Below are 16,869 nucleotides of genomic sequence, written 5' to 3'. Positions count from 1 at the left end.
AGGTATATATTATAATAGATATCCTAATAATTTTCTATTCTTTTAAAGTTTGCTTTTTGAACGACGTCTTAACATTTTTTGCTGAATTCTTAAAAAAGTAAAAATCAAAAAGCATTTACACCCCTCTTTTTTTCACTATAGCCCCACTATGTTGCTAATTGAAAAATATAATTTAGTCATGTATTAACTAATTAAAGCAAAACTAAAATGAGAAAAACAAGAAAGAATTTAGTATTAATGTTCTTTGCCTTAGCCTTTATAGCTTATTCCCAAGGGCAAAGTATTACGATTACAAGTCCTTCAGATGGAGACACTGTTGGTACTTCATTTGATGTCACGGCCGATGCGGTGGGTACATACAATAAGGTTAGAATTAAACTTGATGGTGTCACTCAGACTGAATTGGATGACACTTCAGCACCCTATAGTTTTGCGCTATCTGGTGTAAGTGAAGGCTCACATGAACTAAAAGTTTATGGAAAAGATACACCTAGTGGTACTTGGCATAATCAAGTTATAAATGTCAATGTAGTTAGTAGCACAGCGGTGACAGGAGTGTCTATAAGTCCAACGACTACATCAGTCGCCATTGGTGAAACTACATCTTTAATAGAAACCGTGTCACCAAGTGATGCAACCGACAAATCCGTAAGTTGGTCATCAAGTAATTCATTGGTTGCAACAGTCAATTCTAGTGGTACTGTTTCAGCCGTGTCAGTTGGGACGGCAATTATAACTGTGTCGACCAATGATGGCAATTTCACCGATACATCTAACATCACAGTAACTGGTGGAGGGTCTTCTGGCGATCCAAGTGTTACCATTACTAGTCCATCAGATGGTGCGACAGTTGGTGCATCTTTTGAAGTTACTGCAGACGCAGTGGGTACTTATACAAGATTAAGAATAAAAGTAGATGATGTTCTTCAATCAGATTTAGACGATACCACTGCACCATATAGCTTTGCGCTTGCTGGACTTTCCGCAGGTACACATTCTATTAAAGTATATGGAAAGGACACTGAGTCAGGAACATGGAAAAATCAAATCATTAATGTTATAGTTAACACCAACACTGGTGGTGGCGGTGGTGATATAGGGGGAAGTTGCCCAAGTTGCCCAATCCGTGTGGGTGATGCAGGTGTAACTTTTGCATCTGGTGGTAATGCCCAGACCGCAGAATGGATAAAAGCCGGTGTAGAAGGTGGTATTCCATACTTGTCTACTACTACAGTAGCAAGCACCATTAGTGCAACAAACACAGCTGGTATACAACAAGCTATAGACGCTGCTTCCGCAGCAGGTGGAGGACAGGTCGTTTTAAATGACGGTACGTATACTATTGATGCGACCTTAAAAATGAAAAATAATGTACGTATAGCTGGACAAAGTCAGGATGGGGTTATACTTAATATTACTATGACTGGAACTAGTGGAAGTGCAATTGAATTTGGTACCTACGGTGTTCAGAATGCTGGGATTGATAATCTAACTATTCAAGGAGGTCAAGGTCAACCTAATGATTTTAATATGACTGATGCAAAACCAAATTTTTTGATTCATTCAGTATATATTAGTGGTGGAGCGAAAAACTGCTGGTTGGACAAGGTGAAAATTATCAATAGTGGTAATGGTGGTATAACTACATGGAATTGTTCTAATATAACCATTCGTGACTGTTATATTGAAAGGTCATGGAACAAAGGCGGTGGAGGGCATGGCTATGTGCAACTCTCAGGTTCTTATATTCTTTTCTTCAATAATACGGTAAAGAAAATGAGGCACTTAGCCATACAAAGAGAAGGAGCTCATCACAATGTTGTTTATAGAAATAATCTTGAACAAGATGTTAACTTTCATAACGCTGATGCTGGAGATAACTTGGTAGAGAAAAATGTAATCCGCTTACCGGCGGGATTAGGTAATGAATGGCATGCAGTGATGGGGATTTGGTCTGTACAGCATAATGACCCAGGACCAAACAATGTAGTTTGGGGTAATGACGGTATAGAATATAACAATGGTGGTATCTCATCATTCTGTGACGCTTCTAAAGTTTGGGTACCTGTTGGTGATGAAAGAGATCCAGGAGGCGCATTTACTACGAATACTAACATACCAACAGGAGGATCTTTCTATCCAGTAAACAATGTACCGGAAAATGATGGTGCTACGCCAAGAACTGAATGTTCTAATGGTGGTACACCGCCTTCAGGTAATTGTGGTGAAGATTCTGGGCCAGGCAGTATTTTTAATGATAATTTTGAATGTGCTGACTGGGGTTCTAAATACGAACTTGTACCAGCTGGCGATGCAAATGTGAACTCAAATGAAGTTGAACATTTACCTACAGGAGGATTTAATGGTACCGGTGGTATTAGAATTACCATAAAAAACGGTGGATTTTATGGTGCAGATTTTAAAAAACAAATTGGAAATTTGCAAGAAGCATATGCGCAGTATAAAGTGTTTTATGAAAGTGACTTTACTGATTTTTATGGAAAGTCTCCTGGATGGGATGGTACTCGAAATGTTTGTGGATGGGGAAATTGTACCTACCCAATTTCTGGGCAAAACGGATGGTCTGCAAGAGGCTCTTTGGATAAAATTAATGGTAAGGTGAAAAACAAATATTATGTATATCATACAGAATTACCTGCAGAACAAGAATTTGGAGATTCTTGGTATTGGGAGGGGCCAGCGGCTACTATGAATACAGGACAATGGTACACCATAGATCAGTACATAAAAGTAAATACGCCTGGCCAAAATGATGGTATTTTAAGAGCATGGAATAATGGAGCTCTAATATTTGAAAAAACAGATATTAGATTTACCAACGCTGGAGGAGAATTTGCTACAGTTGACAAATACTGGATTAATTTTTATCACGGAGGTAAAGACACGTCTCCAAAAGAACAACATTTAAGACTTGATGATTTGCGAATATCTGCAAATCCTATAGGTTCTAGCCCAACAGGTAATGGCTGTTTAGGTTCTCATTGTACTTCATTTGCCAATTTAACCAATCCATCAAATGGAGCAAATCTAACTTTTCCTTTTAATGTAACAGGAAGTGTTTCTCCTGGGTACAGAATGAGCGTAGTAATGTTGAATTCTAATGGTGAGACTCAACAAGATAAAGTTTGGGTTGGAGGTACTACTGGAACAAATAATTCTGGTACTTTTGAATGTACAGAAAAACCGAATGTCCTTACGGGTGCTACAAAACTTGAGTTTTATGGAGTTGATGATGATGGTAACGGAGATGGTTTTAAATATTTTACCGAAAAAATCATTATTGATGTTAATTTAGCTGGTGGATCTGGTGATGGCACCAATCCTCCTCCTACAACTGAAACCGCAACAGAAGGAGGAATAACAATAATTTATCCAACAAATTCTGGGTCAAGTTTTGAGGTATCAGCAACAAGTACAACCAATTTTGATTCATGGTCTATAAAAGTAGATAATGTTTGGGTAGCGAGTTCTGGCGCCGGTACAACAGCTAATTTTAGCTTATCTGGTATTGCAAATGGCACACATGAAATTTTTGTGTATGCAAAATCTGGTACTGTTTGGACTGATGGACCTAAAGTAAACCTTACAGTTGGGACTACTTCCAAAAGCACAAAAAATAAGAACACATTAGATTACCATGATTTAGATAAAAATCAAGAAGATGCTAAATTATATCCAAATCCGGCTATGGATTATTTAAACCTATTACTTGGCAGTAATCATAGTTATTATAAATTAGAAATCATAGATATTAATGGTAGAGCATTAATAGTTAAGTCTTTAAGGTTGACAGATTATAAAGTTGAAATTGATTTAAATAAAATAAATATTTCAAGTGGCGTTTATTTTTTAAATCTTGTTTCTGATAAAGATCGTAAAGTGATTAAATTTGTTAAAAATTAATTTCAACATAATTATTTGGAAAGAGGTGAGTAGTTTACTCACCTCTTTTTTTTTACATATAATTTAGAATTAGTAAAAAAGACAAAGCGACTAATAAAAGATTCTATTATATAAAAACGTTGCATTGCCCTTCCATAGTCTCAGCAATAGAAAAAACTAATTATTTTCAATTGTTAAAGTAGAGGAACTAGAATATGTAAAAAGTGAAATTAGTTTGTTTTTATCTGAACCTCGTTTTCAAAAGCCTCTTGTTTTGAAATATCACATACTCAATGAATGCGGAGTAAAGGTCTATTTAAGGCATGAAATATTGCTTCATTATATAGAAAATCAAATGCTTGCAATTAATTATTTTTTTGATATTTCAGAAAAAGAAAAAATTGAGGAATACCTTCAGTTAGCAAATCATAAAAATATGTCGAAATCCGAGAATAGAATTGCTTTAATTTCACCACGAGAAAGAGAGGTTTTGAATCTTGTAGCTGATGGGTTTTCATCAAAAGAGATTGCAGAAATACTTTTTATTAGTAATCACACTGCCATTTCTCATAGAAAAAATCTTATTGAAAAATTTCATGTAAAAAACACCGCTCAGCTTATTAAAAGGGCCGCCTTGACAATGGGATTGTGGTAAGTTATATGGGTATATTTCTTGAGGTTATTTCGTGTATTCCATTAGAATTACACGAAAGTATGGAATAATCTGATTTAAAGTTTTGAAAATTAAGCATTCATAGGGTATGTACTATTAACATACGTTTTCTATGACAATCCTATAATTCTAAAGAATCTAATGCTTTGTTTTATTTATTATAAAACTATGATATTTATCACTTTTGTCCTCTTGTTGAAGAATTAACTTTGTAGTATGTTGAAGTAGAAATAAAAGTATTATATTTATACTTAACTAAAGCCAAACCTTCTTGAAAAACTATTCTTCTTTTTGTGTTCATTGTATTTCTGTATTGGGCTCAGAGGTTTTTAGGTTGGATTATCTGTTTAATAAACTAACAAACCATCACCTTGAATCGTAAAAAAGAAATTCTACCAGCTAAGACATCAAGATGGAGACCAACAGCGATCTTTTTTATTGCTGTAATTATAGGGTTAGGTTTGTTTATGGCTAAGGAGTCTAAAGTGCTCTCTTACATGTCTGATGACCCCCAAGCTTGTGTGAATTGTCATGTTATGACACCTGTTTATAACAGTTGGATGCATAGTTCACATCGTGAATGGGCTAAATGTAATGACTGTCACGTACCCCACAATAACATATTTAATAAATATTATTTTAAGGCAAAAGATGGTTTGTATCATGCATCTGTTTTTACAATGCGTGCAGAGCCTGATGTGATTGAAATGAAAGAAGCTTCACAAGAGGTAGTTCAACAGAATTGTATTCGTTGTCATATACAGCAAGTAACACAAACTAAATATAAAAGTTGGATTGATGACCATGAAGGGAATAGAACAGGACGCCAATGTTGGAGTTGTCATAAACTTGTTCCGCATGGCAAAGTACATGGATTATCTACAATAAAATTTAATATAGCACCATTACCAACAGATAAAGAAGATGAACTTGTTATTCCTTCTTGGATGGAAAAAGAATTAAAAGACCAATAAACTAGTACCAGATGAAAAACAAAGTATTATTTATCGTAACCATTATTGTCGTATTTCTATTGGGGCTTTTAGCTTCAAGTATTGTCAATAGAAAATCTGAAGCAAAATACAAATATGTACCTCAGGTAAATATTTCTGAAAATGAACCAAGAAATGAGGTTTGGGGGGAGAATTTTCCATTGGAATATCAATCGTATATGCAAACGTTAGATACTTCATTTGCATCTATGCAAGGCGGGTCGGCTATGAGAGATGTTCTTGAAGAAGACCCTAGATTGGTTATTTTGTTTGCAGGGTATGGTTTTTCGAAGGATTATAATCAAGGTAGAGGACATGCTTATGCCATTGAAGATATACATAATACATTAAGAACTGGTGGTCCTAAAGGAAAGGGTGATGGCCCTATGCCTGCAACATGCTGGACATGTAAAAGCCCTGATGTTCCGCGTTTAATGAATGAAATTGGGGTTAAAGAATTCTACAGCGGCAAGTGGGCTGATAAAGGAGAAGAAATAGTAAACCCTATAGGTTGTGCTGATTGTCATGATCCTAAATCAATGAAATTACGAATTACTAGACCTGCATTGGTTGAAGCGTTTGATTCTATGGGAAAAGATATCAATCAAGCAACACATAATGAAATGCGTTCATTAGTATGTGCGCAATGTCATGTGGAGTATTATTTCAACAAAAATCTTCCTGGAAAAGAAGGTGTGCCTTATTTAGTTTTTCCTTGGAAAGATGGTATGACGGTTGAAGACATGGAAAATTATTATGACAATTTGGAATTTAAGGATTGGACACATAAAATAAGTAGAGCTCCTATGTTGAAGGCGCAGCACCCAGGTTATGAGACTTTTACAACAGGTGTGCATGCTGATAGGGGCGTATCTTGTGCTGATTGTCATATGCCTTATAAAAGTGAAGGTGGACAGAAATTCACTGATCACCACATCCAATCACCTTTAAATAATACATCTAATGCTTGTCAGGTTTGTCATAGAGAAGAATCGCAAAAGTTAATTGCTAATGTTTATGACAGACAACGAAAAGCGACAGAGAATAGATTGAAACTAGAAACATTATTAGTATCTGCTCATTTAGAGGCAAAAGCATGTTGGGATTTGGGAGCTACAGAAGAACAAATGAAACCAATATTAACTGATATTCGTCATGGACAATGGCGCTGGGATTATTCGGCTGCTGCGCACGGAGCATCATTTCATTCTCCTGTTGAGACTGCAAGAGTTATTGGTAGTGGTTTAGTAATTGCTCAAGAAGCACGTGTGAAATTAGCTAGACTTTTAGCGGAATTAGGACATAACAAACCTATAGAAATGCCTGATATTTCAACTAAAGAAAAGGCTCAGGAATTTATAGGTTTAGATATGGAGAAACTAGAATCCGAAAAAGCTGATTTTAAAAAGAACGTATTACCAAAATGGCTTGAAGCTGCCAAAGCGCGTGAAGATAAAATGCCTATTAATACAGTCTCTGCGACAAATTAATACAATTTAAAAATAAAACCATAAACTAAAGATACCCTATTATTTTAATAAGGTATCTTTTTTCATTAATAGACATATAGATTATAATGAATAGAATTTTTCGATTATTTGCATCTCCAATATTAGCGGTAGTCCTTTTATTTACCTTTGGAACGGCAATGGCTATAGCTACGTTTGTAGAAAACGATTTTGGCACATCAACTGCATGGAAGATGATTTATGACGCATGGTGGTTTGAATTAGTTATGCTTGGACTTGGAGTTTGTTTTGTTATGAATATTTTCAAGTATAATCTATGGCGATTAGAAAAATGGGCATTATTAATGTTTCATTTGGCTTTTATAGTTATTTTATTAGGGGCCGGTATAACCAGATATGTATCTTATGGTGGTATTATGCGCATTAGAGAAGGGGCCGCTTCAAACCTTATCATCTCAGATAATAATTATTTACATGTTCATTTATCTGATGGAAATACCACTAAAACGATTCGAAAGAAACTCGATTTTTCACCATTAAGCAATAATGATTTTCAAATTAATGATGATTTTAATGGGGTACCTATAACTATTTCATACAATGAATTTATTGCAGATGCAGTTCCTGAAATTAAAGATGACGTAAAAAACGGAAAAGCATTGATTCAAATGGTAGTTTCTGCCGGTAATGGGAGGGAAACCGTTTTTTTAGAAAAGGGGGAGGTTGAAAGTATTGGAGCGCATCATCATAAGGTGGGCTTTGATGTTCATCAAGATGATGTTATTAATATCACAGAACATAACGGTGTTTTTTCTATTCTGTCACCAAGAAACTTAAGCACTTTTGTTATGGCAACAGAAACGGCGGGAACAATAAAAAAAGATAGTTTACATAGCATAGAATTAAGAACGCTATATAGGGATGGTGATGCATCTTTTGTGCCTTTAAGCTATCACCCAAATGCTGAAATTACCTTGATAAGTACTTCAGAAAAGACTAAGGATAATGATGAACAGAAAGATGATGCCTTGATTGTAAATGTGAAGGTAGGTGATGAAATAAAAAAGTCGACCTTGTTGTATAGGGAAGGCTTTCTTCCTACAAAGCATGATATAGAAGTTAATCGTATTAAAGCGAATTTATCCTATGGCGCCGAGCCTATAACCACATCATTCTCTATTCATTTAGATGATTTTCAATTGGAACGATATCCAGGGTCTACAAGTCCTTCAGCATATGCCAGTGAAGTGAGGGTCATGGATAATGGAGAGGAAATACCACATCGAATTTTTATGAATAATGTTTTGGATTATAAGGGGTATCGATTTTTTCAAGCCAGTTATGATACCGATGAATTAGGGACCGTTTTAGCTGTAAATCATGATGCTTTAGGTACTAATATTACATATTTAGGTTATTTCCTAATGATGATTGGTATGTTTTTCACCCTTTTTGGTAAGCATTCGCGGTTTACTTTGGTGAATAAGAATTTAAAAAAGCTAAAGATAAAGACCGCAGCCACCGTCTTAATCTATCTATGTGTTTCTTCTTTATCTATGTATGGTCAAGAAAGTCCACCAAGTATTACTATAGAAACTATCGAGCAACTGACCATAGATGAGCAACATGCTGATATGTTTGGACGACTGATGGTTCAAGATTTAGACGGACGTATAAAGCCCATGAATACCTTGGCTTCAGAGTTTTTGAGAAAACTGTCAAGAAAACCTTATTTTAAGTTTACAAAAGATGGAGAAAGTATAAGACTAAGCGCAAATCAGGCCTTTCTGGCTATGCAGTCTGCGTCAAATATTTGGCAGTATATTCCGCTAATTAAAGTGGACTCTAAAAAAGGAGGGGAGTTGTTTAGGCCTCTTGAAATAAGTGAAGATGGTTTAGTGTCTTTTATTGGTTTACTGGATGATAAAGGCAAGTATATGTTAGGTGAAGTTGTTGAAAAAGCAAATAAGAAGAAGCCAGCAGAACGCAGTGAGTTTGACAAGGAAGTGTTGAAGGTTGATGAACGTTTTAATATTTTGTACAATGTTTTTTCAGGGAATTATTTAAAGGTATTTCCTAATAGTAATGATGAGAATAATAAATGGCATAGTCAAACACATCATTTTAATGATTTTCCAGAGGAGGACGCGAAATTTGCACAACAAATTATTCCTAATTATTTTTCTGATGTAAATAGTAGAAATTGGGTTGATGCCAGCGAGAAGCTCGAATATATAAAAACCTTTCAAGATGTTTTGGGAAAAGAAATTATTCCAAGTAGAAAGCGCATTGAAGCTGAGTTATGGTATAATCAATTGAATTTAAACTTTTGGTTGTTTCAAGTGTTTTTTACTTTAGGTGGGGTTTTATTGATTATCGCACTGGCTAAAATCTTTACTAAGAAACGAATTGTAGAATTTGCGTGGAACAGTTTTATAGTAATAACTCTCATTTGTTTTATCCTGTTTACGGGGAATATAATATTAAGATGGTATATAGCTCAGCATGCACCTTGGAGTAACGGTTATGAAATGTTAGTTTTTGTTTCTTGGGTATTACTGCTTTGTGGATTGTTAACGTTTAGAAAATCAGATTTTGCTTTGCCGCTCTCAACGCTGTTTGCAGGTGCTTTGTTATTTGTTAGTTACTTAGATTGGTTAAGCCCTGAGATTACAAATTTAATGCCTGTGTTAAAATCTTTCTGGCTTAAAATTCATGTGGCAACCATTGTTAGTAGTTATGCGCCGTTGGCGCTTTCTGCGATATTAGGGTTTATGGCTTTGATATTGATGATATTTAAAACGAAAAAATCAAGAAAAGAAATAGATATTAGAATCAAAGAATTAACCTATATCAATGAAATTTCAATGACAATTGGTTTGTTTGTATTAGCTGTAGGAACATTTTTAGGTGGTATATGGGCTAATGAATCATGGGGACGTTATTGGGCATGGGATCCAAAAGAGACTTGGGCTCTTATAAGTATTATTGTTTATGCCATCGTTTTACATCTCAGACTAATTCCTAAATTAAAGGGGGCGTATATTTTAAATATGGCAAGTGTATTTGCTTTTGGTTCTATAATAATGACTTCTTTTGGTGTAAATTATTATTTATCTGGCCTACATAGTTATGCCGCCGGAGATCCTTTGCCAATCCCGAAATTTATATATGTTTTAATAGCTGTAGTGGTGTTTGTCTCAATTTTGGCGTATTATAAAAAAAATAGAGATCTAAATACTCATGTATGATTTAAAATAGTTTTTGTACGATAGGTGTTGATATTCAAGGAGATAATAAGATGAAGAAGATTTTGTATTTATTTTATTTGAAAGTTATAGCTTACAAATAAATGTGAAACATTAAAAAAATCGACAAAACGCTTGTTTTTTTCGTTTAATTACATAAATTTGTCTATTGAATCCTTAAATCTTGAACATGAAATTAAAGATATTTTTATTAAGTTTTAGTCTCTTTTTAGTAGCGGGTATAGGTTTTGCTCAAAAAAAGAATAAAGGGCCAAAGAGCATTATTAGTGATAAAGTGACTATAAGTAAATATCACAATAAGCAAGACTTAGAGCGCATGCAAAAAGGGGAACTAATAAAATTGTACGAGGAAAGAAATCAAGTTTTAACAAGTACATTGCCATATATTGCCTTTGCTACTAAACCTGGTGTGACTATGACTGCTTTGGGTATTCCAGACAATAATGACAATACCAAAGCTTTGGATGAACAATTTGATAATACAGATGATTATCTTGAAAATACTTTAGAATTTCAAAGAAAGTTTCTTCCATATGGTGATACAAAAAATCTTATTGCCGCTATATTATTTTATGAGGAAATAATGAAGTCCTTACACCAATACAACGAATTTCGTTAAAATGATATAACCAACTTTTTTGGTATTCAATTATAGTGAAATACCATATCAAGCCTAGTGCTTTGATATGGTATTTTTTTGAATTTTAATAACCTCGAAAATATGTGTTTCACCTAAAAAAGTGATGTAAAACACGCATAAGCATAGATTTAGGTGATAATTTATTGAGTTTTTTATCTTGTATATGTGTATTTCATCGATAAAAAACTTAATAATTTTAAATAAAACATGCATTTTGTCGAAATAATCGGTATTTCATGGATGAGTTTTATTAAATTTGACTATTAATTAATTTTTATTCTAACGTACTTAGGTTTTAACATTAAAATGTTTTTATTATGAAAAGTTTTACCCAAATCGGTTTCATATTTCTTTTTGCCTTGTCAAGTGTTTTTGCCCAACAGGAAAAAGGAATCATTGGAGCAAACAACTGGTTGTCTAATTGGACTGAATTTCATCCAAATGAAGAGAATTATGATGAACCCAGACAAATCTTAACTGGTAATATCACATCGGATATTAAGTTGGAAAAGCGAAATGTATATTTATTGGTTGGAAATGTTTTTGTTACTAATAATGCAACAGTTACAGTTGAGCCAGGAACGGTTATCATTGGGGATTATGATACTAAGGCATCGCTAACCATTTCAAAAGGTTCAGCGCTTATTGCTAAGGGTACTGAAACAGATCCTATTGTTTTTACTTCTAATAGAAGTGTTAAAAGAGCAGGTGATTGGGGAGGTATTATAATACTGGGTAATGCGCCTACAAACAAATTTGGAAATGGTTCTGTTGCTAATTTTTATGATCAACTTGATCCGTCAAATTATGTGAATACAAATTATGGAGGTGATAATATAAACTCTAATTCTGGTGTACTAAATTACGTGAGAATTGAATATGCGGGGAAACGTAAAAAAGACGGCGGTTATTTTAATGGCTTGTTATTGGCAGGTGTTGGAAGAGAAACAGGAGTTGATAATGTTATGGTAAGTTTTTCAGGAGGAAATTCAATTGAAGTATGGGGTGGTCATGTATCTTTAAACAAAATGGTTTCCTATAAAGCAAACTACAATGATTTTAAATTTAACTATGGAGCCCAAAGTAAAATATCTAATTCACTAGTGCTTAGATCACCTTATGTATCTAATAGTAGTGGTGCACGATGCTTGCAGGTTAAGTCTTACGAAAAAATGGACGAAGTTGATTTTTCTAAAAAATTGACATCCGTAACAGCAGTCAATTTAACACTATATAATACTAGTGATAATATTAGGGAAGATATTAAAATGGGGTTGGTTAGAGAAGCTGTATACGTTTCAGAAAATGCCTCATTGGATATGACTAAAAGTGTAATTTCTGGGTTTAATCCAGCCGTTTTGTTTGCTGATAAAATTGTTGTTAATCAGGAAAATTTAGATAAGATTAAATTTTCTAATATGTATTTTAATAATTGTAATGGTAACATTTTTATTGAAAATAATTCCAATAATGAAGACTTAGAAAACTGGTACGGAAACCATGCCTTTTCTAATGTATATTCTAAGAGTCATAACGCTGAAACATTTATTGACATTGCTAGTAATTCTAGAAGACCAGATTACAGGTTGCGTATCAATAAAATTATAGCTTCAAATGAAGTGAATTCAGAATTGAGAGATAACTAATTTATTAACCTTTCAAGAATAATTTTACCAGTTTAATACAAGAAAATGGATACCTTTTTAAGGTATGTGTTTAATTGTTTATATCTATTATAAGCAATTACTATTGTACTGCTTTACTGAATTCTTCCCGCTGATTGGAAAAACACTGTTAAATGAGGCTATTTTTAAAATCACATATTATCGTATTTTTTGTCTTGTTTGTAGCGCACTTTGCTAATGGACAAGTGGTGATAGGTAAACCAAATCTTGAGTTTACTCAAGCATGTGCGAGTCCATCTTTTAACACCTATAATGTAAGATTTTCATTTTCGCCAGAAGAATTATTGAGCTCAACCAATCAATTCATAATAGAATTATCAGACAATGCAGGCAGTTTTTCAGATCCAGAAGTCATTTTTACCTCTGAGGCTGGAAGTGTGACTTCTTCACCTGCTACATTAACCTTTGCTGTGCCTACAGACATATCTGGTGAAGCTTATAAATTAAGAATAAAAAGCACCGCTCCAGCAGCAACAAGTACGAGTTCAAATGCGTTTCCTGCGTATTACAAACTTCAGGATACACCGTTTTCAATTAATAATTTAATAGGTACAGCATCCTATTGTTCTGGTGGCAGTTATTTATTAACTATAGATAATCCAGGGGCACCAGATAATGATTCACCGCTTCAATATCCTTCTTTAACTTTTAAATGGTTTAGAGAAACAAGTCCAACAACTGCCGATTTTGTGGCAGAAGGTCCAAGTTTGTCTGTGATCAGTTCTGGTACCTATTTTGTGGAAACTAACTATGGTACTTGTACTTCTAATTCATTTTCAAATCGTGTTACCGTTTCAGAAATTGCGTCAGGGACAGGATCAAGTAGTATTACATCAAGTTTAGGAAACCCTTACTGTATTAATGATGGTCCAACAATTCTTCGCACTACTAATGGTAATAGTTATCAATGGTTTAAAGATGGTGAGGAAATCTCAGGAGCTACCAAACAAACTTATGAAACTAATGAATCTGGAACCTACTCGGTAAACATTGACTTAGGAAGTTGTGCTACTAGTGCAACTATCGATTTAGACACTAGTGGTTTTGAAAGCAGTTTAAATGTTTTGGAGGATAATCTAATAAATGATGGAGAAAGCTTGTTTGTAGAAGTAGAGACAACAGCCAATAATCCTGAATTCACATGGTATTTGAATAATATTATAATTGCCGGAGCTACTAGTAACAGTTATACTGCTAGTGAGATTGGTGAGTATAAGGTGAGTGTGGCACAAACAGAAGGATGTTTATCCACTACTGAATTAGTCTTTAGAATTAGTACGCCTTTTCCTGATGTTGCCGAAATTCCAAACATTATAAGTCCAAATGGTGACGGTATCAACGATACTTGGATAATCCCAAAAGTTTATGGTAGTGGTTCAAATACTGAAGTTCTTATTATTAGTTCGAATGGTAAGATTGCGCTTAGAACCAATGACTACTTAAATAATTGGCCCGAGAGTGATTTAGATTTTAAAAGTGTGAATCCTCTTTTTTATTATGTCCTTACTACTGAAAATGGCCAAACTTTAAAAGGAACTATAACAGTGTTTAAATAATAGTATGAAAATTAAAATCCTACATATTGTTTTAATACTTGGTTTAAGTTTACAGGTCTTTTCGCAAGACGAAGGCGGCGTTGTATCCTATAATATTCCTGTAAGAAATTCATTAAAATTTAATAGGCACATAATCAATCCAGCCTTCAGTCTCGTTAGAGAGCAAAATAAATACATTAGTTTCACAAATAAACGAGAAAATACTCAATTTGATAATGCACCGCAAACCTACTTATTTGGTTATGCCGGTAGATTTGAAGAAAACATTGGAGGCGGTTTAAGCCTTTTTCAACAAAATTATGGGGTCCTTACTACTTTTGGTGGGGTAGCAAACTTCGCATATAATGTTGGTTTAAGTAGAGAAAGTAACTTAACCTTTGGTATGAATTTAGGGGTTTATAATAGCGGCTTAAATCAAGGCAAGGTGGTTACAAATTTTTCTGATCCTGCTTTAGATAATATACCATCTAATTTGATAGTAACTATTAACCCTGGAATAAATTACGGGATGGGTTTTTTTGATTTTGGACTCTCCATAAATAATCTTGTGGCCTTTAATATCACCAATTCAAATATGATAGAGGATAATCCAGAACAAGGTATTCAAGTTCATGCTATGTATACGGGTTATTTTGATAGTCGCGGTTTTTTTGATGAAAGTAAGTTTTCAGGATTGATTCGTTCTGAATTTAAACAAGAACAGACTGTCATATCTGGACTCATGATGGTAACGGTTCCAAAAGGTATATGGGCTCAAGTAGGCTATAACACATTGTATGGAATGTCCGTTGGGGCTGGTCTAAATATCAGTTCTCAAATTGCCATAGAGTATAATTATGAAAAATCATTAGGTGATTTGTCCGTGTTAGGAAATTCACATGAAATTACCCTGGCTTATAAATTTAAAAACAATACTAGATATTACTATAACGGTGATGACGATGAGCAAGCCTTAATCATACAAGAAAAGAGAAGAAGTAGAGTATCTCGTAGCAGAACGTCTTCAAAACCGGACCCAAGGAAGAGTGGTGCTAATGCTCAAAAACAGCAAGCTACAATTGCTACGGCCGCCTTATTAGCAGAGGAAAAAGAAACAGAAGAAAAAACAAAGCAGGATGTAGATAATAGTAAAGCAGAACAAGACGCTATAGCTTTAGAAGAAGCTAATCGTTTGAAAGCAGAACAAGAGGCGCAGGCTTTAGCTGAAACCAATAGGTTAGAAGCAGAGAAAGCTGCTAAACTTAAGGCAGAACAAGAAACCATAGCCTTAGCTGAAGCGAATCGTTTGAAAGCAGAACAAGAAGCACAGGCTTTAGCAGAAGCCAATAGGTTAGAGGCAGAGAAAGCTGCTAGAATTAAGGTGGAACAAGACGCTGTAGCCTTAGCAGAAGCCAATCGTTTGAAAGCAGAACAAGAAGCGCAGGCTTTAGCTGAAGTTAATAGGTTAAAGGCAGAGGAAGCTGCTAGAATTAAGGCAGAACAAGACGCTATAGCCTTAGCTGAAGCCAATCGTTTGAAAGCTGAACAAGAAGCACAGGCTTTAGCAGAAGCCAATAGGTTAGAGGCAGAGAAAGCTGCTAAACTTAAAGCAGAACAAGAAGCCATAGCCTTAGCTGAAGCTAATCGCTTGAAAGCCGAACAAGAGGCGCAGGCTTTGGTGGAGAATGAGGAAATTGAAGCGCCTGTAGTTCCTACCGATGAAGCTACGGTTTTAATGAATGAGATTACTCGAGGGGCAATAGAATCCAATAAAGCACAACAAGAGCTATTGTCAAAACTAACAGAAAAGGTTAATGACAAACAACAGGACCTTGATGATTTAATTGAGGAAAATGATTTGAGTGAGCAGGGTATAGTAAAGGCTCCAAAACCATTTAAGAGTGTTAGTGCTGAGAACAGAGAATTAGAAGAATTAACCGAAGAAATTGATAAGGTTATTCAATCTCAAAATGATAATATTAGACGCTTAGATAATATATATAAAGAGCGTTTAGCCGAGGTTCCAAATGAAGAGGATCGTACGAATAGATATTATAAGCAAAAAATTAAGGATTTAAAATCTGAACAGGTGAAGGCCATAAGATTAAGACAGAGTTCACTTATGCAAATCAAACAATTAAAAGAAGACATAAAAGTAGAAAAGAAACGCAGAATAAAACGTGCACTTTATGATAATGAGGATGACAGGTATGAAAAGGACAGATCAACGCTTGAACGAATTAGGAATAATACGCCTTTGAGTACCAAGGTTCTTGAACCTAAAGATTTTGATTATGGTGAAAAACTGAGTAATATTCAAATTCTTAAGGATGTGAAAAAAATTGAGAAAGGTTATTATTTGGTAGTTGCCGTCCATACAGATTTAAATAAGAGAGATGAATTTTTGACAAAAGCTGTTGCAGCTGGAGAAAGTAACATTAACTTCTTCTATGACGTAAATACTAGTAAATATTATATTTATTCTGAAAAACATGCTAGTATAAATCAGGCTCAAAATGCTATGAAGTCAAAAGGGACTAAACCTTTTAATGGAAATATGTCAATGGTGAAAATTGAGAATTAGAAAGGCACGCAGATTGCGTACCATAGCTTATTTTAAATTTTTATGTAAAATTTATTCAATTCAAAATTCATGAAACGAGAAGGCTCATTTCTTTATATAGTTTATGGGTAAAAAATACG

9 protein-coding genes are annotated in these 16,869 nt (G+C 34.4%); all 9 read left to right on the top strand.

The features are described from left to right. The first annotated feature begins 207 nt into the window (after positions 1 to 207). The 9 genes from IE051_RS02725 to IE051_RS02685 all read left to right on the top strand — a co-directional run bounded on the left by IE051_RS02725 (position 208) and on the right by IE051_RS02685 (position 16,750). Positions 208 to 3,924, top strand: coding sequence for an Ig-like domain-containing protein (locus IE051_RS02725; RefSeq protein ID WP_189359227.1), 3,717 nt, complete (start codon positions 208 to 210; stop codon positions 3,922 to 3,924). 214 nt (positions 3,925 to 4,138) lie between these two features. Then, positions 4,139 to 4,558: a response regulator transcription factor gene (locus tag IE051_RS02720; RefSeq protein WP_229796703.1), complete on the top strand. Its 420-nt coding sequence runs from the start codon at positions 4,139 to 4,141 to the stop codon at positions 4,556 to 4,558. Between the two features lie 389 nt (positions 4,559 to 4,947). Then, the gene (nrfH, locus tag IE051_RS02715; protein ID WP_189359226.1) at positions 4,948 to 5,550 is read left to right on the top strand and encodes a cytochrome c nitrite reductase small subunit; all 603 of its coding nucleotides are present in this window, start codon (positions 4,948 to 4,950) and stop codon (positions 5,548 to 5,550) included. An 11-nt stretch (positions 5,551 to 5,561) separates the two neighbouring features. Then, a complete protein-coding gene (nrfA, locus tag IE051_RS02710; RefSeq protein ID WP_189359225.1) occupies positions 5,562 to 7,058 on the top strand; it encodes an ammonia-forming cytochrome c nitrite reductase in 1,497 nt (498 codons plus the stop codon). Between the two features lie 86 nt (positions 7,059 to 7,144). After that, complete coding sequence (locus IE051_RS02705) at positions 7,145 to 10,288, top strand: cytochrome c biogenesis protein (protein WP_229796702.1); 3,144 nt, start codon at positions 7,145 to 7,147, stop codon at positions 10,286 to 10,288. 187 nt (positions 10,289 to 10,475) lie between these two features. Further along, a complete protein-coding gene (locus tag IE051_RS02700; RefSeq protein WP_189359224.1) occupies positions 10,476 to 10,925 on the top strand; it encodes a hypothetical protein in 450 nt (149 codons plus the stop codon). A 338-nt stretch (positions 10,926 to 11,263) separates the two neighbouring features. Further along, positions 11,264 to 12,592, top strand: coding sequence for a beta-helix domain-containing protein (locus IE051_RS02695; protein WP_189359223.1), 1,329 nt, complete (start codon positions 11,264 to 11,266; stop codon positions 12,590 to 12,592). A gap of 152 nt (positions 12,593 to 12,744) precedes the next feature. After that, a complete protein-coding gene (locus IE051_RS02690; RefSeq protein ID WP_189359222.1) occupies positions 12,745 to 14,187 on the top strand; it encodes a T9SS type B sorting domain-containing protein in 1,443 nt (480 codons plus the stop codon). Positions 14,188 to 14,191: 4 nt separating this feature from the next. After that, complete coding sequence (locus IE051_RS02685) at positions 14,192 to 16,750, top strand: PorP/SprF family type IX secretion system membrane protein (RefSeq protein WP_189359221.1); 2,559 nt, start codon at positions 14,192 to 14,194, stop codon at positions 16,748 to 16,750. Positions 16,751 to 16,869: the final 119 nt, after the last annotated feature.

Source organism: Algibacter mikhailovii, assembly GCF_014651495.1.
Taxonomy (GTDB): Bacteria; Bacteroidota; Bacteroidia; order Flavobacteriales; family Flavobacteriaceae; genus Algibacter_E; species Algibacter_E mikhailovii.
The sequence above is the reverse complement of the archived record's forward strand: the minus strand, read 5'-3'. Positions and strand labels throughout refer to the sequence as shown.

Bases quoted from the DNA above. Each gene is read 5' to 3' on its own strand.
- IE051_RS02725 (WP_189359227.1), top strand. From the start codon at position 208: ATGAGAAAAACAAGAAAGAATTTAGTATTAATGTTCTTTGCCTTAGCC.
- nrfA (WP_189359225.1), top strand. From the start codon at position 5,562: ATGAAAAACAAAGTATTATTTATCGTAACCATTATTGTCGTATTTCTA.
- IE051_RS02705 (WP_229796702.1), top strand. From the start codon at position 7,145: ATGAATAGAATTTTTCGATTATTTGCATCTCCAATATTAGCGGTAGTC.
- IE051_RS02700 (WP_189359224.1), top strand. From the start codon at position 10,476: ATGAAATTAAAGATATTTTTATTAAGTTTTAGTCTCTTTTTAGTAGCG.
- IE051_RS02695 (WP_189359223.1), top strand. From the start codon at position 11,264: ATGAAAAGTTTTACCCAAATCGGTTTCATATTTCTTTTTGCCTTGTCA.
- IE051_RS02690 (WP_189359222.1), top strand. From the start codon at position 12,745: ATGAGGCTATTTTTAAAATCACATATTATCGTATTTTTTGTCTTGTTT.
- IE051_RS02685 (WP_189359221.1), top strand. From the start codon at position 14,192: ATGAAAATTAAAATCCTACATATTGTTTTAATACTTGGTTTAAGTTTA.